This window comes from Aeromonas sp. R5-4 (genome assembly GCF_040908215.1).
In the GTDB taxonomy this organism is placed as follows: domain Bacteria; phylum Pseudomonadota; class Gammaproteobacteria; order Enterobacterales; family Aeromonadaceae; genus Aeromonas; species Aeromonas veronii.
In genome coordinates this window covers 1-20,114 of the sequence record NZ_JBFODG010000024.1, presented here as the reverse complement: position 1 = coordinate 20,114, position 20,114 = coordinate 1, and the positions used below count along the sequence as shown (strand labels likewise).

Below are 20,114 nucleotides of genomic sequence, written 5' to 3'. Positions count from 1 at the left end.
TTGGATTGTACCCAAGCGAGTATAGACATATTTCTCCTTGATTAATATGTCAGAAAGGAGATGCAGCGCACATAACGGTTGCTTTCAGCCCTGCTGGTGGAGACATTCACTGCGTTCTCTGCCAATCGTGGATAAAACTGTGTGCCATAACGGTATATATGGCAGCTTGTAGGGCGGGATGCCGGGCAAAAAAGAGCCCGCACGATGGCGGGCTCTCGGCAGATCAGATCATTCTGAGCGGCTTATTCTGCCTTGGGGGCAGCCTCAGCGGGCGTTTCACTGCTATCGGCTGGCGCACTCTCGGTCGCCGGGGCTTCCGGTGCCGGGCCCGGCACCAACTCCACCGCCGGCTTGGCGATAAGGGAGCGGGTCTCTTCCACCGCTTCGGTCAGCTTCACCTCGATGATCTGGCCGAGCTCGTAGACCACCTCAGTCTTGTCCAGATAGACGCGGCCGTTGTCCCAGTTGCACTCCAGTCGATCCTTGTTGTCGAGGATGTGACGGGCAGGCATGAAGACCACGGCGCCGTTCTCCTGCAAACGCAGCTTGAGACCAGCACGCATCACGTCGATGATCTCGGCGTTGAACACCTTGTCGGTGCCAGCATCGGCCTTGAGGTAGCGAACATAGAGCCAGTCGCCGATGTCGCGCTCCACCATGCGGTGCAGACGGCGGCAGGCGGTCAGGTGCTCGGTGAGCTCGGTGCTCGGGCGCTCGCCCGGGGTCTTGCCGGCGATGACGGCTTTGAGCAGACGATGGTTGACCATATCGCCGTATTTACGGATCGGGGAGGTCCAGGTGGCGTAAGCATCCAGACCCAGACCGTAATGGGCGCCCGGTTCGGAGGACATCAGCGCATAGCTCTGGAAGCGGCGGATCTTGCCATCCAGCCAGCGGGTGTCGAGGTTGTCGATCCAGCGGCGCAGGGCGCAGAAGCCGGAGAGGCTGGCGATCTCGTCGCGCTCGAACGGGGCTTCGGCACTCTTCAGCAGGTCGATGGCGCCGTCGAGGGACTCTTCGTCAAAGCCGGTGTGAACGTTGAAGATGCCGTAACCGACGCTCTTGCCCAGCACGCGACCGGCGCAGATGTTGGCGGCGATCATCGACTCTTCCACCATGCGGTTGGCGATGCGGCGCGGCTCGACGTGGATGGCCAGCACTTCGCCATTCTCGCCCAGCTCGAAGTCGTAGTCGGGACGATCCGGGAATACCAGCGCATGCTCGGTGCGCCACGCGATGCGTGCTTCGGTCATCGCCTTCATCAGCGGCAGCTGGGCCAGTACGCCTGCGTCGATAGACAGCTCTTTGCCATGCTCGGCCCAGTCGGAGACGTCGTCATAGTTGAGGCGGGCATGGGAGCAGATGCGGGCGGCGAAGAACTCGGTCTCCTCCAGTAGCAGACCATCTTCGGCGATGAGCAGACGGGCGCACAGGGTGTTGCGCTCCTCGCCCTCTTTCAGGGAGCAAAGCTCGTCGGAGAGGGTGCGCGGGATCATCGGCACGTTGCGGCCCGGCATGTAGACGGTAAAGGCGCGCTGGGCCGCCTCTTTGTCCAGCTCGCTCCCTTCGGCCACATAGGCGGTCGGGTCAGCGATGGCGACCAGCAGCTCCCAGCCGTTGTCCAGCTTGGTGATGGCCAGCGCATCGTCCATGTCCTTGGTCTTGGCACCATCGATGGTGAAGAAGGGCACCTTGGTCAGGTCACGACGGGGCAGTTCTTCCTCTTCGATCACCTTCCACTCCGGCAAATCAGCCGGCTCTACCTGGGCCAGATTGTGGCGCGCCAGCACCACCCACCAGGGCACATTGTGATCTTCCTGGGCGGCGATCTTCTGGATGATCTCGGCAGAGAAGTTGCCGTCGACCAGCGCATGGCGCTTGAGGGTAGCTACCACCCAGTCACCTTCCTTGAACTCTTTCTCATCCAGACCCTTCTTGACGCGGGCCTTGATGGCATCCTTGATCAGCGGGTGGTCGGCGACCACGTTGAGGCGGTCGCGGAACATCTTGACCCGGGCCACGAAGCGGGTGACGGACTGCTCCAGCAGGGTATCCGGCTCGGCCACTTCCTTCTCTTTTTCGGTGCGGATCAGGGCGGTCACCCGGTCACCGTGCATCACCTTCTTCATGTAGGGAGGCGGCACGAAATAGCTGGTCTTCTCATCGACTTCCAGAAAGCCGAAGCCCCGGTCCGAGGCGCGGATCACACCCTCTTTCTTCGGGATGTTTTCGCGGATTTGTTGCTTGAGCTGGGCCAGCAGCGGATTGTCTTGGAACATAAGTGAGGAACCTGAAGTGAAAACCTGGGTGGAGACCTGATGAAGGATCGCCCAGCACTATACGTTTTTAGCCCTGCAAAGCCAAGGTGAATGGCCTGCTCAGCGTGGTTTCAACTGCGATCTGGCATGGTCGATAAGGCGTTGGGAGAGCTGCTTGTGAACCCCTTTTTCCAGTACCCAGCGGTGCCAGTAGAGGCGTTCCGTCAGGACGTGGTAGGGACTGAGGTTGAGTAGTGACCCGCCTGCCAGCTGGCCTCTTATCTGCAATTCGGGGATGAGACAATAGGCCAACCCCTGTTCGGCCATGGCGACGAAGGCCTCTGACGAGTGGACCGTATGGCAGGGATAACCGCCCGGCTCCAGCCCGAAGTGCTCCCTCATAAAGCTCACATGCATGTCATCGCGCTGATCGAACGCTACCGCCGGTGCCTTGGCCAGTGCCTCCCGGGTCAGGCCGTGAGGGAAGTGGCGGGCAACGAAGGCGGGGCTGGCGGTAAGCAGATAGTTCATCTCACCGAGCTCGTCGACGCAGCAACCCGCCAGCGGCTGGGGATGCAGGCTGACCGCACCAAAGGCCTGACCCTCGCGGACCTTGTCGAGGGTGCGGCTCTCGTCATCGACCAGCAGGTTGAGCTCGATGGGGTGCTGTCTCAACAAGGGGGCAATGGCGGGCAGAAACCAGGTGGCCAGGCTGTCGGCGTTCACAGCGATACTGATCCGGATTGGCCCCTGCGGCTCATCGGGGGCCAGCTCCCCCGCCAGTTCGAGCTCAAGCTGATGTACTTGCCGATAGTGGGCCAGCAGCTTCTGGCCGAGTGGCGTGGCCTGCAGTGGTTGGCTGCGAATGAGCAGCGGCTCGGCAAACTGTTGCTCCAGCTGCTTGATCCGCTGGGAGATGGCCGACTGGGTGATATGGAGCGACTTGGCCGCCCGATCGAAGTTCTGCTCCTGCAGTACCGCATCTAGCGCCCGCAGCAGTTTGTAGTCCAGCTCTTTCATCTTCTCCCCCTTCCGTTGCCCAAGGGCTGACTCTACGTCACTCGGCAGGGGACAACAATGGGCGGTGGAAGGGGCGTTGCGCTGTGATATCTGACAGTGGTGGTCTGTCTTGTAAGGAAGGCATACTGCTAGAGACCGCAGGGGGCAGCCCTGCGGGGTCATAGCGATACAGCGATACGTTTATCCCGGGCCTGTTTTCCCGGGATTTTTTATATCTGGGCCGCTAACTCATGCGAGCGATAGGTGGCAGTTTGATAGTGTCCGATGAGCGGCTGCGAGACCGCCAGGGCAAATCGCTCATCCAGATAAAAGCGCAGGCCGACACCTTTAACTGCACCGAGATCTACCGCTTGGCGGTGGCCCAGACGAGCCATAGGGATTCCGAGACGGCGGAAAATGCGTTCTGCGGGCAGGCTGGCTACACCAACAAACTCTTTGATGCCGTTGGCTGTAGCAAACGCATAGGCTTCCCGAAGGAGCACGCAGGTCAGCTCGCTGACACCATTGGTCATGCACGGAGCGCGGGTCGCATCGATAGCCAGACGGGTGAGTTCCCAGATCTCGGGAGTGCGGGGCGCATTTTCACCGGCAAGGGCGGTGGGAAAAATGCTGGGCAACATATAGGCGCTGGCGCAACTGAGCAGACGGATACAGGCGCAGACTCCTTGTTCATCTTCGACCAGTACCCAATGGGTGTCTGGCGTGTCAAAGCGGTCGCGTTCCAAACCGTGGTAAGACTCGACGTCCCAGCCTAGCCGGTCGGAAAAGACGCGATTTCGAAATTGATAGAGTTCGTTCTCTACGGCGTTTCGTGGGTGATCTCTCAATTTTCCTTTGAAAACCAACATTATGAACTCTCTCTCTGCCTGTTCGCCGTTATAATCAGAAGCTTGGCTAGGGGGGCTAGCATATGAAACAAGAGCAACTGTTTGAGTATCTGGAACATTTCACTTCGGTGACGGATGGTGACCGTCTTGCCGGATTGATCGGTCGCTTTACGGTCGATATGGGTTATGACTATTACGGCTTTACCCTGATCATTCCGATGTCGATGCAAAGACCCAAAGTGGTACTGTTTAATCAGTGCCCTATCTCCTGGGTACAGACCTATACCGATAACAACATGCTGGCGTGTGACCCTGTGATTCAGTTGGCACGCAAGCAGACGCTGCCCATTTACTGGAACCGCCTCGATGAGCGGGCTCGCTTTCTGCAAGAGGGAAGCATGGATGTGATGGGACTGGCCGCCGAGTTCGGATTGCGCAATGGCATCTCCTTCCCTCTGCACGGCGCAGCCGGGGAGAACGGAATCCTCTCCTTTATCACCTCCGAGCGGGCTTCGAGCGATCTGCTGCTGGAGTCCTCGCCGATCCTCTCCTGGATGGCCAATTACATCTTCGAGGCTGCGATCAGGGTTGTGCGCCTGAGGGATTCGGATCAACAAGCCGCCCTGACGGATCGCGAGACCGAATGCCTGTTCTGGGCCAGTGAGGGGAAAACATCGGGGGAGATCGCCTGCATTTTGGGGATCACCGAGCGTACGGTGAATTACCACCTCAATCAGGTCACTCGCAAAACCGGATCAATGAATCGCTATCAAGCCATTGCCAAGGGGATTAGCAGTGGCATTTTGCTGCCGAATCTTGAACAGGTTGTTGTCACCAACTTCCCTAAACTGATGCAATAGAACCTGTTGATTCTCGGGGCAGAAGCAGGGGGACTCAATTGTCAGATCCTGCTATTGACTATTGGTTTCGGATGGGGCTTTTGGTGACTCCAAGTGATTAGCAAAATGAATCAATCAGTAAATCAATGAATTTCTAAGAAGGAACTGCCATCGCTATAGTGCCGCTCATTCATCATTTCGAACGGTACTCTCCATAATGCTCGCAACGACACTGCAAGGCTTTACCATCGGTCTTGCCATGATCATCCCCATCGGCGCCCAGAATGCCTTTGTGCTGAGCCGGGGCATCCATCGCAATCACCATCTGCTGACGGCCACGCTCTGCAGTTTCTGCGATCTCACCCTGATTGCCATTGGTGTATTTGGCGGAGCCAATGTGCTGGCCGCCAGCCCCCTCGGTATGGCGCTGCTTACCTGGGGTGGTGTGCTGTTTCTCGGCTGGTTTGGTGGCCGTTCCCTGCTCAGTGCCTGGCGTGGTAAAGGGGAGGGGCTTGCCGATTCTGCTCAGCAGATGGGTGCCAAAAGCGTGCTGGCGATGACGCTGGGAGTTACGCTGCTCAATCCTCACGTCTATCTCGATACATTGATGCTGCTCGGCTCCCTTGGCAGTCAGGTAAGCGAGTCCCTGCGTCCGGCCTTTGCTGCGGGGGCCATGCTGGCCTCGTTGGTGTGGTTCTACTCGCTGGCGCTGGGTGCTGCGGCACTGGCGCCCTGGCTGGCCCGCAGTCGGGTGCAGCAGGGGATCGATCTGCTGGTTGGCATAATCATGCTGAGCCTGGCTGTTCAACTGGCCACAGGACGTTAAGGAAGTTAAGGCGGCAGGAATGAGCGACCGGTAACAAAAAGATGCCACTCATATGAGTGGCATCTTTGCTATTGAAAGGGGTCAGACCCTGAACTGGGAGAGCAGGCGCTGTTGCAGCAGGCTGGCTTGATGGAGCGAGGAGGCGAGCTGCAGGCACTCCTGTGCCTCCTGTTCGCCGGTTCTGGCTTGCAGACTGATGCCGGAGACCTTGTCAGAGGAGTGGCTCAGGGTGTGTGACAGTTGCCCTGTGGCTACGGCCACCTGCTGCACCATGTCGGCCAGCTGGTCGATGGCGCCTTCCACCTTGAACAGGATCTGCTTGGTGTTCTCGGAGTCCTGCATGCCGGACTCCACCGTCTTGAGGTTGCGCTGCATCATCAGGTAGGCGGTCTCGGTCTGCTGCTGGATGCTGCTGATCACCTGGCTGATCTCGGCGCTTGATGTCGCGGTGCGATTGGCCAGGGTGCGCACCTCGTCCGCAACCACCGCAAAGCCACGTCCCATCTCCCCCGCGCGGGCCGCTTCGATGGCCGCATTGAGGGCCAGAAGGTTGGTCTGTTCCGAGATGCCGCTGATGGTGGAGATGATCTGGCCAATCTGACCCGCCTGCTCCTTGAGGGAGTTGATGGCGATGGCACACTCGCTCACCTCCTGTACCACCCGCTGCATGCCCGCGCTGGCGGAGGCGACATACTGGCTACTCTCGGTGGTCAGCTGGCGCACCTCATTGGCATTGTGGGCCGCCATGCTGCAGTTGTCCGAGATACCTGTGGCGACCTGCACCATCTGTTCACTGTCGTGGTGCAGGGCCAGCGCATGTTCGGCGGTCTGGCGGCTGCTCTGGCTGATTGCCTCCACCCGGTTGACCGAGGTGTGAACGTGTTCGCTGATGTGCTGGTTGTTGTCCATGGTGGAGCTGATCATCTTCTGCAATTTCTCGATGAAACGATCCACGCTGTTGGCCAGCGAGCCTATCTCGTCATCCCGTTGCAGGTTGATGCGGGCGTTGAGATCTCCCTCGCCGGCGGCGATATCCTGCATTCGTTTGTCCACTTGCAGCAGCGGGGTCACCAGCTTGCGGGTCAGCCAGAAGCCGCAGAGAGTGACCATGATCAGGCTCAGCAGCAGGCCACCCAGCAGCAGGGTTCGGGTCTGGCTGATGATGCCGTTGAGCTGGGCTACCTGATCCTCTACGGTAGCATCGCCGCTCTCCTCGATGGCAACCAGCTGTTGTCGCAGCTTATCGGCACTGACCTCATAGGCGGACTGCTGGGTCTGATAGCTGCCGAGTGCATCGACCCACTGTCCCATCAGTTGCTGATGCCGGGCCAACAGAGCGTGATACTCTGCCGACAGTGTCTTGCCGGCAAATTCGCCGGTTCCCTCGATATCGAACAGCCCGGTGCCGAGCATGCTGTCGACCGCTTCGTGGTAGAAATCGGTCGCCTCTTTCAGCTCGGCCTTGATCGCCTCTGTGACTCCTTGTCTGCGCATCTTCTCCAGCGCATAGAGCTGGCGCAAAAAGCCTATGTTGGATTCCATCCCCCCGTCGGCCGCTTCCCAGCGAGTGGAGAGGCCGCTGTTCCAGCTGATGGTCTGGTCGGGGGATTGGGTCAGCGCCTCGACCGCGCCGTCGCCAATCACCTCCAGCTGGGTCGAGAGGCGGGCCATCAGATCGGCGTTGTGATGCAGTGCCTGATCCACCTCGGTATAGGCGTGATAGAGCGCCAGCAGCTTCTCTTGTTGCTGTTGATAGTCCTGCTTGTGCTGTTCCATGGTGGCAAGGGCCGCACCATCAATGAGCTGCCCCTGGCTGACCCGGGCCAGCGCGTCATCGGTCGCCGCCTTGGCTGCATCGAGTTCGGCGCGATTGAGCGGGGTTCCGTTTTGCATCTTCTGAATCTGTAGCTGTTGGTTGCCCAGCTCTATGGAGCCCTCCATGGCACCGTCGGCGGTCTGCCAGGCGGCGCCCAGTACGTAGGAGAGCAGATTGGCTAGCCGCTGGCTGCCATACCAGCCAACGACCCCCATGCCCAGCGTACAGCCGAGCAATATGGCAAGACCCAGATTGGAGGTGGTAACAATTTTCATGTGATGGCCTTCCTTGGTATCGACATTGGCACCAGTTTCGGTTCCGAACGGGTTTAGTGTAGTGGTTTATCCCCCGCTCGGGGGCCGGTGCGGCGCTGAAACATCCCGTGCACTGGCTGCACCCGATCAAGCATGGTGGAAAATGGGATAAAAAGCCTCTCTGACTACGCGGGTGTTGCTGCCCTATGCTGGATACTTATCCAGTTATTCTTTATGCTATGAGCCAATTTACGAATAGTTGTATTGGTGAGGAGAGAGCCGTGATTGGTCGCTTGAGAGGCATTGTCATTGAAAAGCAGCCCCCCGAGGTCCTGCTGGAAGTGGGCGGGGTTGGCTATGAGGTACAGATGCCGATGAGCTGCTTCTATGATTTGCCGGAGATCGGCAAGGAAGCGACCATCCATACTCACTTCGTGGTGCGGGAAGATGCCCAGCTGCTCTATGGTTTTAACCACAAACAGGAGCGGGCGCTGTTCCGCGAGCTGATCAAGACCAACGGAGTCGGCCCCAAGCTGGCGCTGGCTATTCTCTCCGGCATGACAGCTACCCAATTCGTGCTGAGTGTCGAACGTGAAGAGATAAGCTCTCTGGTCAAACTGCCGGGAGTCGGCAAGAAGACCGCCGAGCGGCTGGTGGTGGAGATGAAGGATCGTCTCAAAGGCTGGGTCAGTCACGACCTCTTCTCCCCGGCCATGGTCACCTTGCCAGCCAGTGAGCCCGAATTGCGGGCACCGGATGTGACCGAGGAGGCGGCCAGTGCGCTGGTGGCCCTCGGTTACAAGCCGCAGCAGGCGAGTCAGATTGTCAGCAAGATCGCCAAAGAGGGGATGTCGGTGGAAGATATCATCCGTGAATCCCTGCGTAGCCTGGTATGAGGTAGTTGATGATTGAAGCAGACCGCCTCATCTCGGCCAGTGCTGCCCGTGAGGATGACATTATTGACCGGGCTATCCGCCCCAAGAAGCTGGCTGACTACACCGGTCAGGATACCGTCTGCGAACAGATGGAGATCTTTATCGAAGCGGCCCGTCAGCGGGGAGAAGCGCTCGATCACCTGCTGATCTTCGGTCCGCCGGGTCTGGGCAAGACCACCCTCGCCAACATCGTCGCCAACGAGATGGGGGTCAATATCAAGACCACCTCCGGCCCGGTGCTGGAGAAAGCGGGGGATCTGGCCGCGCTGCTCACCAACCTCGAACCGAACGATGTGCTGTTCATCGACGAGATCCACCGTCTCAGTCCGGTGGTGGAAGAGGTGCTCTATCCGGCGATGGAGGATTACCAGCTCGACATCATGATCGGGGAGGGACCCGCAGCTCGCTCCATCAAGCTGGATCTGCCTCCCTTTACCCTGATTGGCGCCACCACTCGGGCAGGTTCACTGACCAGCCCGCTGCGGGATCGCTTCGGTATCGTCCAGCGGCTGGAGTTCTACAACGTCAAGGACCTGACCGATATCGTCTCCCGCAGCGCCCGTTGTCTGGGGCTCGACATGACGGAAGATGGTGCCATTGAGGTCGCCCGTCGCTCTCGCGGCACGCCGCGGATTGCTAACCGTTTGTTAAGGCGGGTGCGCGACTTTGCCCAGGTGAAATCCGATGGCCGGATCGACGGTCCCATTGCTGCTCGCGCCATGGACATGCTGGATGTCGATAATGAAGGCTTCGACTTCATGGACCGCAAGTTATTGTTGGCTGTGATAGACAAGTTTATGGGGGGACCTGTGGGTCTCGATAATCTGGCCGCCGCGATCGGGGAAGAGAAAGATACTATCGAAGATGTGCTGGAGCCTTATCTGATCCAGCAAGGGTATCTGCAACGTACACCCAGAGGACGGATTGCGACCACACGAGCCTACGCTCATTTCGGTCTTCAGCGACCAGATGAGAAGTAAAAACAGTCGTTTGAACATGAAACCGCCGTCAAAGGCGGTTTTTTATTATCCGGGCAAAAAAAAAGCCCACGGCGGATGCGGTGGGCAAAGACAATTCAGGATGGATGTTCACAGACAGTGAGTGCGTCTGGACACAGACCGGAAAATAAACAGGTGAGCCGTCGCGAGCTCTCAGAGTCGGTTCAGTTGATAGAGCTGAACAAAGGAAAGCTTGTAGTAACGGATGGTTTTAGCAACAAACTTTTTCATCTTCGATTCCAATAGACAGGTTCAAATTGATCGTCGAATACGTACCGTGAACCCGGATTAACCGGCCTGTATCCAAGGGTATGCCCTCACTGCGAGGCGCATTGTAGGAGTTCGAATCGACCCCGGCAAACAAGAAAAATTGCACTCTTCAAATTAGTTTATCTAATGTCTTTGTTGATGAAATTGGTTCGCATGAGTATGCATTCTTTGCAATTTTAAATTGAGTTTTCGAATCAGATTGCCTGACTCGGATAACATGGAAAAAGGCGCGTCATTCACGCTTTTCAAATTAAACCGAGCGGCGGGATGTTAAATTCTTAAATTGATTTAAATCAATGTTTTACGCTTTATTGTGTTTTGTGATCTGGCTCGCGTCAATAATCGTGAAATAGATTAAAAATGCCTTTCAAAGCCATGTATGGCGGGTCCTTTTACATTGATTTCAATCAAATAAAGGTGATATAAAAACCCGGTCATCATGGGCGAGAATAAATTTAGGCTGATTGTTTTGGAATTGTTAAACATTAGCTTTATTTGTGTTCTCGTATTGCCTTGTTGTTAATGCCAGTGGTTACTGAACGCGTTTTGTTGTGACACGTCCCAATAAGGCTCATTCGCTAACCTCCAACGGAAGCTTTGTGCTTAAAACTTAAAATAGCCGTGCCAATAATCGGTGAGGAAACATCATGATTGCTGAGCATGTGGTAGACCTATCGCGGTTCCAGTTCGCTGCGACGGCCCTTTATCACTTTTTGTTTGTACCCCTGACGCTGGGAATGGCCTTTCTCCTGGCGATCATGGAATCCGTCTATGTGATGACCAACAACACCATCTACCGGGACATGACCAAATTCTGGGGTAAGTTGTTTGGTATCAACTTTGCCTTGGGGGTCACCACAGGTCTGGCCATGGAGTTCCAGTTCGGGACGAACTGGGCTTACTACTCCCATTATGTCGGCGATATCTTCGGGGCCCCGCTGGCTATCGAAGGGCTGATGGCCTTCTTCCTGGAGTCCACCTTCGTCGGTATGTTCTTCTTTGGTTGGGATCGTCTGAGCAAGCATCAGCATCTGGCTGCCACCTGGTTGATGGCGCTGGGTACCAACCTTTCAGCCCTCTGGATCCTGGTCGCCAACGGCTGGATGCAGAACCCGGTCGGTGCCGAGTTCAACTTCGAATCCATGCGGATGGAGATGATGAGCTTCGCTGACGTGGTGCTCAACCCGGTTGCTCAGGTCAAGTTCGTCCACACTGTGGCGGCTGGCTATACCTGTGGCGCCATGTTTGTGCTGGGTATCTCCTCCTACTACCTGCTGAAGAATCGTGATGTGGCGTTTGCCCGTCGCTCCTTCGCCATTGCCGCCGCGTTCGGTATGGCTTCCATCGTGTCCGTGCTGATCCTCGGTGACGAATCCGGTTACGAGACCGGTGAAGTGCAGAAGGTGAAATTGGCCGCTATCGAAGCTGAGTGGGAGACTGAACCTGCTCCGGCCGCCTTTACCCTGTTCGGTATTCCGAATCAGGAAGAGATGCGCACTGACTACGCCATCAAGATCCCCTATGCACTGGGCATTATCGCGACCCGTTCTCTGGACGGTCAGGTAACCGGTCTGAAGGATCTGAAGAGCGAGCACGAACTGCGCGTCCGCAACGGTATGACCGCTTACGACCTGCTGACCAAGCTGCAATCTGGTGACAAGTCTGACGAGACCCGCGCTCGTTTCGACGAAGTGAAGCAGGATCTGGGCTACGGTCTGCTGCTCAAGCGCTACACCAGCAACGTGACCGATGCTACCGACGAGCAGATCAAGGCCGCCGTGGATGACTCCATCCCGCAGGTTCTGCCGCTGTTCTTCGCCTTCCGCATCATGGTTGCCGTCGGCATGCTGATGCTGGTGCTGATTGGTATGGCCTTCTATGACAGTGCCCGTCACCAGATCGGCAAGCGCAAGTGGCTGCTCAAGGGTCTGCTGTGGGGTATCCCGCTGCCGTGGATCGCGATCGAAGCTGGCTGGTTTGTTGCTGAATATGGTCGCCAACCGTGGACCATTGCAGAGGTGTTGCCGACTTCCCTCTCTGCATCCAACTTGCCTGCAGCCGAGATCTGGTTCTCTCTGATCGGTATCTGCCTGTTCTATACCGTACTTCTGGTTATCGAGATGTACCTGATGTTCAAGTATGCCCGTCTTGGCCCCAGCAGCCTGAAGACTGGCAAGTATCACTTTGAACAGATCAAGGCATAAGGAGAGCGACCATGTTTGATTACGAAACTCTGCGTGTCATCTGGTGGGCTCTGGTCGGCGTGCTGCTGATCGGTTTTGCCATCACTGACGGCTTCGACATGGGGGTAGGTGCACTGCTCCCGTTCGTTGGCAAGAAAGATGTCGAGCGCCGCGTGATGCTCAACACCATGGGGCCGCACTGGGAAGGTAACCAGGTTTGGCTGGTCACTGCCGGTGGTGCCTTGTTCGCCGCCTGGCCGATGGTGTATGCCGCGACCTTCTCCGGCTTCTACATCGCCATGATCCTGACGCTGATGGCGCTGTTCCTGCGTCCGGTCGGTTTCAAGTACCGCTCCCTGCGTGCTGATGCCAAATGGCGCAGCAACTGGGACTGGGCCTTGTTCGCCGGCAGCGCCGTACCGCCCATCGTCTTTGGTGTGGCCTTTGGCAACCTGCTGCAAGGCGTTCCGTTCGAGTTTAACCAGTTCATGATGTTGACCTATCACGGCAACTTCTTTGGTCTGCTTAACCCGTTCGGCATTCTGGCTGGTCTGGTGAGTCTGTTCATGCTGCTCACCCAGGGCGCAACCTGGTTGATGATGAAGACCGACGGTGAAGTGCTGGCGCGTTCCCGCACGGCTGCCATGATCTGCTCACTGCTGACCCTGGTGCTGTTTGCTGCCGCGGGTTGGTGGGTAAGCGGTATGGAAGGGTATGTCATCGTCAAGGCTGCCGCGACTGACGCAGTATCCAACCCGATGAACAAGGAAGTTGTCCTGCAGGCTGGTGCCTGGATGAACAACTACACCCTCTATCCGTGGATGGTGGCCGCCCCTGTACTGGGTCTGGCCATGAGCCTGCTGACTGCGCTGTTTGCCCGCATGAACATCGGCTGGCTGGCGTTTACCAGCTCCTCGCTGGCGATTGCCGGGGTCATCCTCACTGCCGGTTTCTCCATGTTCCCGTTCGTGATGCCCTCAAGCCTTGAGCCGTCACTGAGCCTGACCATGTGGGATGCTACCGCCTCTTTCAACACCTTGCAGGTGATGACTGTGGCCGCAGCGATCTTCGTACCGATTGTGCTGGGTTACACCATCTGGACTTACATCAAGATGTTTGGCCGGGTAACCAACAAGCACATCGAAGATAACCAACAATCTCTCTATTAAGAGGTGCGCTGACAATGTGGTATTTCACCTGGATCCTGGGGCTGTTGCTGGCCTGTGCATTTGGCATCATCAATGCGCTGTGGCTGGAACACACCGAGAACATGGATCGTCAGATCGATGAAAACAAATGATCGACTCGCCAGGCTGGCCGCTCCACTGGAGCGGCAGCCGTGGCAGGGGTTGATGTTACTCGCGGCGGCCTTGTTGGCCGTCGCTATTTTACAGGCCCCCAATCTGATCGCGGCCAACACCAGCGAGCATGGTCTCTGGCTTGCTCCCTGGCTGATGTGGGCCGTCTGTTGTGGCGTACTTAACGGGCTTGGCTTTCATCTGAAAAGCCTGCCCGGACGTGTGCTGTTCAACCCTTGGCTCGCCTGGCCCAGTTTGTTGTATGGCCTCTGGCTGACACATTCATATTTCCTTTCATAAAAAACGGGGGGAGGCAGGATTTCCCTGTCTCCCCCTGCTTCTTTCCTATTCAGCCCTGCGCTATGATAGCCCCCCATCTGACTGTCGAATGGATCACAGATTGTTATGGGGGAAGTCTTTGAGTTTCCGGTGCGTGTCTACTACGAAGACACCGACGCCGGGGGCATCGTCTACAACGCCAATTATCTCAAGTTTATGGAACGTGCTCGCACCGAGTTTCTTCGTGCCAAAGGGGTCGAACAGGACGTCTGGCTGCAGGAGGGATATGCCTTCGTGGTGAGCCGAACTGAGATCGATTTCCGCTCGGCGGCCCGTTTTAATGAACTATTGAATGTATTAACGCAAGTGATTGAAGTGAAACGCGCATCCCTGCGCTTTTCGCAGCAGATCCTAGCGGCTGATGGACGACTGATCACCCAGGCGATGGTACAGATAGCCTGTGTCAGTCATCCGCAAATGAAACCTGTAGCTATACCTGAAAAAATCAAGGGAGTGCTGTTAAGTGCACGCTGAAATTTCGTTTATTGGCCTGTTTTGGCAAGCCAGCCTGTTGGTAAAACTGGTCATGATGACCCTGATGAGCATGTCTATTGTCTCGTGGGCGCTGATTATCCAGCGTTCAAAGGCGATCAAGGCGGCCAATCTCGCATCGGAACAGTTTGAAGATCGCTTCTGGTCAGGGGTCGATCTCAATCGCCTCTATCAGGAGTCCTCTTCCCGCCGCGATGATATCGAAGGCATGGAAGATATCTTCTACTCCGGCTTCAAGGAGTATGCCCGCTTGCTCAAGGCCGGTGCCCGTGGTCAGGATGCGGTGATGGATGGTACCTACCGCGCCATGCGTGTTTCCCTCTCCCGCGCGGTGGATGATCTGGAATCCAACCTGCCGGTGCTGGCGACCATCGGCTCCATCAGCCCCTATATCGGTCTGTTCGGTACCGTATGGGGGATCATGAACGCCTTTATCGCCCTGGGTCAGGTGCAGCAGGCCACCCTGCAGATGGTGGCACCGGGTATCGCGGAAGCGCTGATCGCTACCGCCATGGGTCTCTTTGCCGCTATCCCGGCGGTTATCTTCTACAACCGCTTCTCCAACAAGGTCGAGCGGCTGGAGAACGCCTACGCCAACTTCATGGACGAGTTCACCACCATTCTGAACCGTCAAATTGCACAGCAGCAGGGTGATCAGTAATGCAAACCTATCAGCGGATCCGGCGCAAGAAGGTGGCCGAGATCAACGTGGTTCCCTATATCGACGTCATGCTGGTGCTGCTTATCATCTTTATGGCGGTCACGCCGGTGATCACGCAAGGGGTCAAGGTGGATCTGCCACAGGCTGAGTCCGAGCAGTTGCCGGAAGATGCCAAGCCGCCCTTCATCGTCAGCGTCAATACCGAAGGCGAGTATGTCATCAAGGCTGGCGAAGCCGATGACGAGCCGGTGCCAAGTGGCACGCCAGAGGCGATGCAGCAATACATCACCGAAAAAGCCATGGGCTATCTGGCGATCAACCAGAATGCCCCCGTGGTGGTCGCGGGTGACAAGGCCGTGCGCTACGAAGAGGTGATCCTGTTGATGGTGGCCCTCAAGAATGCGGGTGTGCCTCAGGTTGGCCTGATGACAGATCCGGTGAACTAACGGAGATGGATGTGAAGCGTGGTATTTCCGGTTATCTCATCGCGTCGTTTCTGCTGCACCTGATCATCGGCATCATCCTGTTTGTCGGGCTCGATTTCAGCAAACCGAAACGACCCGAATCGAAGGGGCAGATCGTCAATGCCGTCATGCTCGATGAGAACTTCCTCAACGAACAGGCCAAGCAGATCCAGCAGCAGAAATCTCAGCCCAAGCCTCAAAAGGTAGAGAAAGAGAAGGATAAGGAAGACACGGATCTCGCCAAGCGCGAGCTGGCTCAGAAACAGGAGCAGCTTCGCATCGCCGAGACCAAGCGCAAGCAGGCCGAAGAGGCAACTCGCAAGGCCGAGGCCGAGAAGCAGAAGAAGGTGGCCGAGCAGAAGCAGGCGGAAGAGAAGGCCCAAAAAGCCGAGGAAGCCCGCAAGCTGGAAGAACAGAAGGCCAAGAAGGCCGAAGCCGAGCGTAAAGCGGCGGAAGCCGAGAGCAAGGCGTTGGCGCTGAAGAAGAAAAAGGAACAAGAGAAGAAAGAGGCTGAAGAGAAGGCCAAGGCGGCAGAAGCCAAGGCCAAGAAAGCGGAAGCTGACAAGAAGGCCAAAGCTGAAGCCGAGAAGAAAGCCAAGGCAGAAGCAGAGAAAAAAGCCAAAGCCGAGGCCGAGAAGAAGGCCAAGGAAGAGGCTGAGAAAAAGGCAAAAGCTGACGCAGAGAAGAAAGCCAAGGCAGAGGCCGAAAAGCAGGCCAAGATCGCGGCTGAGCGCAAGCGTAAAGCCGCCGAGCAGGCCAAGCTGCAAAAAGAGATGGAAGAGATGATGCAGCAGCAGCTGTCGGCTGAGGCCAATGCCCGCAGTCAGGCCGCATCGGCAGCAGCCCAGGGCGAAGTCGACAAATATGCGGCGCTCATCAAGGCCACTGTTGAGCGGTATATGATTTTGGATCCCACCATGCGGGGCAAAACATGTACTATCGGCGTACGTCTTGCGAGCAGTGGCTTTGTCATATCGGTAGATAACGGCCAGGGTGACCCGGCGGTTTGTCGTTCCGGTAAGGCGGCTGTTCTGAAAGCCAATCAACTGCCTGTGCCCAAGGATCCTGCGGCATTCGAGATGTTGAAGGAATTTAACCTGAAGTTAGAACCGAGTATCTAAGCGTGATAAAACGAGGTTGCCTGCCTCCGGTTGGCAACCTCTCGCCGAGAAAGGAATTTAACCTCTCATCTATATTGGAACCGAGTATTTAAGCCATGATCAGAAAAGTATTTTTTGCTTTGGTTGGCTGTTTGTTGCTGGGCCAGAGTGCCCAGGCGGCCCTGGACATCGTCATCACCGGCGGTATTGATAGCGCACGCCCCATCGCCGTCGCTCCCTTCAAGTGGGAAGGTAACGGGCAGTTGCCGCAGGACATCGCGGAAGTGGTCTCCAACGACCTGATGCGCAGCGGCAAGTTCAAGCCGCTGGCCCGTGGCCAGATGCCGCAGACCCCGAGCAGCAGCAGCGAGATCAACTTCGCTCCCTGGGCCTCCCAAGGGGTTGAAGCCGTGGTGGTGGGTTCCATTTCGGCAGTCGGTGACGGCACCTACAAGGTCAACTTCGAGCTGGTCGATGTGCTGAAAGGCCAGCTGGCCAAGGCGCAAGGTGGCGAGAGCAATGGTTACATTTTGGATAGCCGCATGGCGACCATCCCGGGTGCCCAGATGCGCCAGTTTGCCCACCGTATCTCCGACATCGTCTATGAGCGTCTGACTGGCGAGCGCGGTGCCTTCCTGACCCGTCTGGCTTATGTCTCCGTACAGCAGGGTACCCAGTTCCCGTACCAGCTGCGTATTTCTGACTACGACGGTTACAACGAGAAGACCTTGCTGCGCTCCCGTGAGCCGTTGATGTCTCCGGCCTGGTCGCCGGATGGCAGCAAGCTGGCTTACGTGAGCTTCGAGAACCAGAAGTCCGAAATCTACGTGCAGGATATCTACACCCAGCAGCGCAGCCTGATCACCAGTTTCCGCGGTATCAACGGAGCGCCGGAGTGGTCTCCGGATGGTCGTCGTCTGGCTATCGTTCTCTCCAAAGATGGTTCACCGAACCTCTATGTGGTTGATGTCGCTAGCAAGCAGCTGACCCGCGTCACAACCAGCCGTGTGATCGACACCGAACCCTCCTGGATGCCGGATGGGCAAAATTTGTTGTTCACCTCTGAACGTGGTGGCAAACCCCAGATTTATAGCGTAAATTTGGCGACTGGTATGACTCGCCGGATGACTTGGGAAGGTGAATCCAACCAGGGTGCATCCATCACTCCTGATGGCAAAATCATGGTGATGGTGACCCGTGTTCAGGGACAGTATCGTATTGCCCGTCAGGACATGGAAAACAATGCCCTGTTGGTCCTTACCCAGAGTGCTCTGGATGAGTCGCCAAGTGTGGCTCCCAATGGCAGCATGATCATTTATGCCACCATCTATCAGGGTCGTAAGAGTCTCGCGTTGGTGTCGACTGATGGTCGCTTCAAGGCTGTGCTTCCGACCAGTAGCGGTGAAATTCGTGCACCAGCTTGGTCGCCCTTCTTGAATTGATAAAAATCCAATTGTTTTTTGTTTTGTTATAAAGGTTTAAGGAAATAGCATGCAACTCAATAAACTGCTCAAGGGTTTGGCCATCGCACTGCCACTGTTCACCCTGGCCGCTTGTAGTTCTTCTTCTGATTCCGACGCCGCTGGCGCTGAATCAGGTATGACCGACGGCATGGGCGGTGTACAAACCGGCGGCGCCAACGGCATGTTGTCCCCGGAAGAGCAGATGCGTCAGAAGTTCGAAGCACTGCAGCGTGACAACGTGATCTACTTCCCGTTCGACGGTTACGATATCCAGGGTCAGTACGCTGATCTGCTGGATGCCCACGCCAGCTACCTGCGCGAGCGCCCGAGCGTTAAAGTCCTGATCGAAGGTCACGCCGATGAGCGCGGTACTCCGGAGTACAACATCGCCCTGGGCGAGCGTCGTGCCAAGGCTGTTGCCAAGTATCTGCAAACCCTGGGTGTGCAGGCCGAGCAGCTCTCCATCGTCAGCTATGGCGAAGAGAAGCCGCTGGACATGTCCCACACCGAGGATGCCTTTGCCAAAAACCGCCGCGCGGTTCTGGTTTACTAAGGTTTGAACCGAACGAAGTTCGTTTATATGCAAGCGGCCATTTCGATGGCCGTTTTATTTGCACTAAACGCCAAGGTTTGATCCGAATGAAATCTGTATATGCGAGCGACGATGGCGCTGGCCGTTTTATCTGTACTAAACGCTAAGGTTTGATCCGAATGAAATCTGTGTACAAGCAAGCTGTCGTTGCGCTGGCCGTAATGGTTGCTCTGAATGCGCAAGCTGCGGCACCTGTCAGCGATCTGGGCGGTGACTCGGGTGGTGGCGTTGTCCTTAGTGGCAACAACGGCGCCATCGTGCCCACCGGTAGCCTGGAAGATCGGGTTGCCCTGCTGGAGCGCACCCTCAATGCCCGTCTGCGACTGCAAGCTGAATTGCAGCAACAGGTCGACTCCCTGCAAGGGGAGGTTTCCGAGCTGCGTGGTCAGCTGGAGCAGCAGACCTACCAGATGGAACAGTCGCAAGAGCGCCAGCGTCAGCTCTATCAGGAGCTCGACAAGGTTGCCAGCAGCCAGCAGGCTGCACCGGCCGCCCCGGCCCCTGCTGCTGCCGCTACACCGGCTGCTGCGGCCAATTACTCAACCAATCAGGATGAGAATCAGGCCTACGACGCAGCGGTCAACATGGTGCTCAAAGAGAAGAACTACGACAAAGCCATTCCGGCTTTCCAGGGCTTCATCAAGCAGTACCCCAATTCGGGCTATGTTCCCAATGCACACTACTGGCTCGGCCAGTTGCTGTTCAACAAGGGTGACAGAGCCGGAGCCTCGGCCCAGTTTTCGACCGTGGCCAACAAATACAGCAAATCCCCCAAGCGAGCCGATGCGCTGCTGAAGCTGGGTATGCTGGCGCAGTTGGATGGCAAGAAGGCGGAAGCCAAATCCTTCTATGAGCAGGTGATCAAGGGCTATCCCAACACCTCGCCGGCCCAGTTGGCCAAACAGAGTCTGGCCAAGCTGTAACATTGCTGTATGTCACTGTTTTCGTAACGCTACTGTAAAAACAGCCTGCATTTGTACGCACAGTGAGCAAACGGATTTAAATTACGAATTTTCTGTTGCACCGGAAATTTAAATCCGTAATATAGGCCGCCGTCAGAGCCGAAGCAGCAATGCAGTCGGAACTGGTCGTGGTGAGGGTCGTTAGCTCAGTCGGTAGAGCAGTTGACTTTTAATCAATTGGTCGCTGGTTCGAATCCAGCACGACCCACCATTTTCTCCACTCGGTGGAGACAGAATTCCCAGGTCGTTTAGCTCAGCTGGGAGAGCACCTCCCTTACAAGGAGGGGGTCACTGGTTCGAACCCAGTAACGACCACCAGTTTGTAGAAAAAATGATTTAGATGGGTCGTTAGCTCAGTCGGTAGAGCAGTTGACTTTTAATCAATTGGTCGCTGGTTCGAATCCAGCACGACCCACCATCATTTCAGAATCCCAGGTCGTTTAGCTCAGCTGGGAGAGCACCTCCCTTACAAGGAGGGGGTCACTGGTTCGATCCCAGTAACGACCACCAGTTTGTA

At 56.6% G+C, this 20,114-nt stretch carries 19 protein-coding genes and 4 tRNA genes; 19 read left to right on the top strand and 4 right to left on the bottom strand.

The window, feature by feature from the left end; genetic code table 11:
• Nucleotides 1-242: 242 nt before the first annotated feature.
• The 3 genes from AB5Y83_RS12070 to AB5Y83_RS12060 all read right to left on the bottom strand — a co-directional run bounded on the left by AB5Y83_RS12070 (nt 243) and on the right by AB5Y83_RS12060 (nt 4,126).
• Nucleotides 243-2,279 (bottom strand): exoribonuclease II, encoded by a 2,037-nt coding sequence (locus AB5Y83_RS12070; RefSeq protein WP_368175227.1) that lies wholly within the window; start codon nt 2,277-2,279, stop codon nt 243-245.
• A gap of 99 nt (nt 2,280-2,378) precedes the next feature.
• A complete protein-coding gene (locus AB5Y83_RS12065; protein ID WP_368175226.1) occupies nt 2,379-3,278 on the bottom strand; it encodes a LysR family transcriptional regulator ArgP in 900 nt (299 codons plus the stop codon).
• A 209-nt stretch (nt 3,279-3,487) separates the two neighbouring features.
• On the bottom strand, nt 3,488-4,126 hold the full coding sequence (locus AB5Y83_RS12060; protein ID WP_021231751.1) for an acyl-homoserine-lactone synthase: 639 nt from the start codon (nt 4,124-4,126) through the stop codon (nt 3,488-3,490).
• Between the two features lie 62 nt (nt 4,127-4,188).
• Here AB5Y83_RS12060 and AB5Y83_RS12055 point away from each other — a divergent pair, with 62 nt between their 5' ends.
• Together AB5Y83_RS12055 and lysE are read left to right on the top strand one after the other, a co-directional pair.
• Entirely contained in the window at nt 4,189-4,965 is a 777-nt protein-coding gene (locus AB5Y83_RS12055) for a LuxR family transcriptional regulator (RefSeq protein WP_021231752.1), read from the top strand.
• Nucleotides 4,966-5,161: 196 nt separating this feature from the next.
• Complete coding sequence (gene lysE / locus AB5Y83_RS12050) at nt 5,162-5,770, top strand: L-lysine exporter (RefSeq protein WP_368175225.1); 609 nt, start codon at nt 5,162-5,164, stop codon at nt 5,768-5,770.
• A gap of 81 nt (nt 5,771-5,851) precedes the next feature.
• Here the strand turns inward: lysE and AB5Y83_RS12045 are convergent, their stop codons facing one another.
• Nucleotides 5,852-7,861, bottom strand: coding sequence for a methyl-accepting chemotaxis protein (locus AB5Y83_RS12045; RefSeq protein WP_368175224.1), 2,010 nt, complete (start codon nt 7,859-7,861; stop codon nt 5,852-5,854).
• Nucleotides 7,862-8,121: 260 nt separating this feature from the next.
• Between AB5Y83_RS12045 and ruvA the strand changes: the two genes are divergently transcribed.
• The 17 genes from ruvA to AB5Y83_RS11960 all read left to right on the top strand — a co-directional run bounded on the left by ruvA (nt 8,122) and on the right by AB5Y83_RS11960 (nt 20,107).
• Nucleotides 8,122-8,736, top strand: coding sequence for a Holliday junction branch migration protein RuvA (gene ruvA, locus AB5Y83_RS12040; RefSeq protein ID WP_005335746.1), 615 nt, complete (start codon nt 8,122-8,124; stop codon nt 8,734-8,736).
• An 8-nt stretch (nt 8,737-8,744) separates the two neighbouring features.
• Nucleotides 8,745-9,755: a Holliday junction branch migration DNA helicase RuvB gene (gene ruvB, locus AB5Y83_RS12035; protein ID WP_005335744.1), complete on the top strand. Its 1,011-nt coding sequence runs from the start codon at nt 8,745-8,747 to the stop codon at nt 9,753-9,755.
• Between the two features lie 935 nt (nt 9,756-10,690).
• Nucleotides 10,691-12,247: a cytochrome ubiquinol oxidase subunit I gene (locus tag AB5Y83_RS12030; RefSeq protein WP_005335743.1), complete on the top strand. Its 1,557-nt coding sequence runs from the start codon at nt 10,691-10,693 to the stop codon at nt 12,245-12,247.
• A gap of 11 nt (nt 12,248-12,258) precedes the next feature.
• Nucleotides 12,259-13,395, top strand: coding sequence for a cytochrome d ubiquinol oxidase subunit II (cydB, locus tag AB5Y83_RS12025; protein WP_005335741.1), 1,137 nt, complete (start codon nt 12,259-12,261; stop codon nt 13,393-13,395).
• A gap of 14 nt (nt 13,396-13,409) precedes the next feature.
• Nucleotides 13,410-13,526: a cytochrome bd-I oxidase subunit CydX gene (gene cydX / locus AB5Y83_RS12020; RefSeq protein ID WP_005304933.1), complete on the top strand. Its 117-nt coding sequence runs from the start codon at nt 13,410-13,412 to the stop codon at nt 13,524-13,526.
• Nucleotides 13,513-13,824 carry a cyd operon YbgE family protein gene (locus tag AB5Y83_RS12015; RefSeq protein ID WP_167557594.1) on the top strand — a complete coding sequence of 104 codons (312 nt, stop codon included), beginning with the start codon at nt 13,513-13,515 and terminating at the stop codon, nt 13,822-13,824. Before cydX ends, AB5Y83_RS12015 begins: the two co-directional genes overlap by 14 nt.
• 105 nt (nt 13,825-13,929) lie before the next feature.
• The gene (gene ybgC, locus AB5Y83_RS12010; protein WP_005335737.1) at nt 13,930-14,337 is read left to right on the top strand and encodes a tol-pal system-associated acyl-CoA thioesterase; all 408 of its coding nucleotides are present in this window, start codon (nt 13,930-13,932) and stop codon (nt 14,335-14,337) included.
• Entirely contained in the window at nt 14,327-15,016 is a 690-nt protein-coding gene (gene tolQ / locus AB5Y83_RS12005; RefSeq protein WP_005335735.1) for a protein TolQ, read from the top strand. The genes ybgC and tolQ overlap by 11 nt, the downstream gene beginning before the upstream one ends.
• Entirely contained in the window at nt 15,016-15,462 is a 447-nt protein-coding gene (gene tolR / locus AB5Y83_RS12000; protein ID WP_005335733.1) for a protein TolR, read from the top strand. The genes tolQ and tolR overlap by 1 nt, the downstream gene beginning before the upstream one ends.
• Nucleotides 15,463-15,467: 5 nt before the next feature.
• Nucleotides 15,468-16,601: a cell envelope integrity protein TolA gene (tolA, locus tag AB5Y83_RS11995; RefSeq protein ID WP_013723471.1), complete on the top strand. Its 1,134-nt coding sequence runs from the start codon at nt 15,468-15,470 to the stop codon at nt 16,599-16,601.
• A 95-nt stretch (nt 16,602-16,696) separates the two neighbouring features.
• Nucleotides 16,697-18,022, top strand: coding sequence for a Tol-Pal system beta propeller repeat protein TolB (tolB, locus tag AB5Y83_RS11990; protein ID WP_005335728.1), 1,326 nt, complete (start codon nt 16,697-16,699; stop codon nt 18,020-18,022).
• Nucleotides 18,023-18,071: 49 nt separating this feature from the next.
• Nucleotides 18,072-18,596, top strand: a complete 525-nt coding sequence (gene pal / locus AB5Y83_RS11985; RefSeq protein WP_005304908.1) for a peptidoglycan-associated lipoprotein Pal — start codon at nt 18,072-18,074, stop codon at nt 18,594-18,596.
• A 158-nt stretch (nt 18,597-18,754) separates the two neighbouring features.
• Nucleotides 18,755-19,558, top strand: coding sequence for a tol-pal system protein YbgF (ybgF, locus tag AB5Y83_RS11980; protein WP_368175223.1), 804 nt, complete (start codon nt 18,755-18,757; stop codon nt 19,556-19,558).
• Between the two features lie 174 nt (nt 19,559-19,732).
• Nucleotides 19,733-19,808 (top strand) — tRNA-Lys (locus AB5Y83_RS11975).
• A gap of 31 nt (nt 19,809-19,839) precedes the next feature.
• Nucleotides 19,840-19,915: transfer RNA gene (locus AB5Y83_RS11970), tRNA-Val, on the top strand.
• 24 nt (nt 19,916-19,939) lie between these two features.
• A tRNA-Lys gene (locus AB5Y83_RS11965) sits at nt 19,940-20,015 on the top strand.
• A 16-nt stretch (nt 20,016-20,031) separates the two neighbouring features.
• A tRNA-Val gene (locus AB5Y83_RS11960) sits at nt 20,032-20,107 on the top strand.
• Nucleotides 20,108-20,114: the final 7 nt, after the last annotated feature.

Coding starts and splice junctions, on each gene's coding strand:
- AB5Y83_RS12070 (WP_368175227.1), bottom strand. CDS start 2,279: ATGTTCCAAGACAATCCGCTGCTGGCCCAGCTCAAGCAACAAATCCGC.
- AB5Y83_RS12065 (WP_368175226.1), bottom strand. CDS start 3,278: ATGAAAGAGCTGGACTACAAACTGCTGCGGGCGCTAGATGCGGTACTG.
- AB5Y83_RS12060 (WP_021231751.1), bottom strand. CDS start 4,126: ATGTTGGTTTTCAAAGGAAAATTGAGAGATCACCCACGAAACGCCGTA.
- AB5Y83_RS12055 (WP_021231752.1), top strand. CDS start 4,189: ATGAAACAAGAGCAACTGTTTGAGTATCTGGAACATTTCACTTCGGTG.
- lysE (WP_368175225.1), top strand. CDS start 5,162: ATGCTCGCAACGACACTGCAAGGCTTTACCATCGGTCTTGCCATGATC.
- AB5Y83_RS12045 (WP_368175224.1), bottom strand. CDS start 7,861: ATGAAAATTGTTACCACCTCCAATCTGGGTCTTGCCATATTGCTCGGC.
- ruvB (WP_005335744.1), top strand. CDS start 8,745: ATGATTGAAGCAGACCGCCTCATCTCGGCCAGTGCTGCCCGTGAGGAT.
- AB5Y83_RS12030 (WP_005335743.1), top strand. CDS start 10,691: ATGATTGCTGAGCATGTGGTAGACCTATCGCGGTTCCAGTTCGCTGCG.
- cydB (WP_005335741.1), top strand. CDS start 12,259: ATGTTTGATTACGAAACTCTGCGTGTCATCTGGTGGGCTCTGGTCGGC.
- cydX (WP_005304933.1), top strand. CDS start 13,410: ATGTGGTATTTCACCTGGATCCTGGGGCTGTTGCTGGCCTGTGCATTT.
- AB5Y83_RS12015 (WP_167557594.1), top strand. CDS start 13,513: ATGAAAACAAATGATCGACTCGCCAGGCTGGCCGCTCCACTGGAGCGG.
- ybgC (WP_005335737.1), top strand. CDS start 13,930: ATGGGGGAAGTCTTTGAGTTTCCGGTGCGTGTCTACTACGAAGACACC.
- tolR (WP_005335733.1), top strand. CDS start 15,016: ATGCAAACCTATCAGCGGATCCGGCGCAAGAAGGTGGCCGAGATCAAC.
- tolA (WP_013723471.1), top strand. CDS start 15,468: ATGGATGTGAAGCGTGGTATTTCCGGTTATCTCATCGCGTCGTTTCTG.
- tolB (WP_005335728.1), top strand. CDS start 16,697: ATGATCAGAAAAGTATTTTTTGCTTTGGTTGGCTGTTTGTTGCTGGGC.
- pal (WP_005304908.1), top strand. CDS start 18,072: ATGCAACTCAATAAACTGCTCAAGGGTTTGGCCATCGCACTGCCACTG.
- ybgF (WP_368175223.1), top strand. CDS start 18,755: ATGAAATCTGTGTACAAGCAAGCTGTCGTTGCGCTGGCCGTAATGGTT.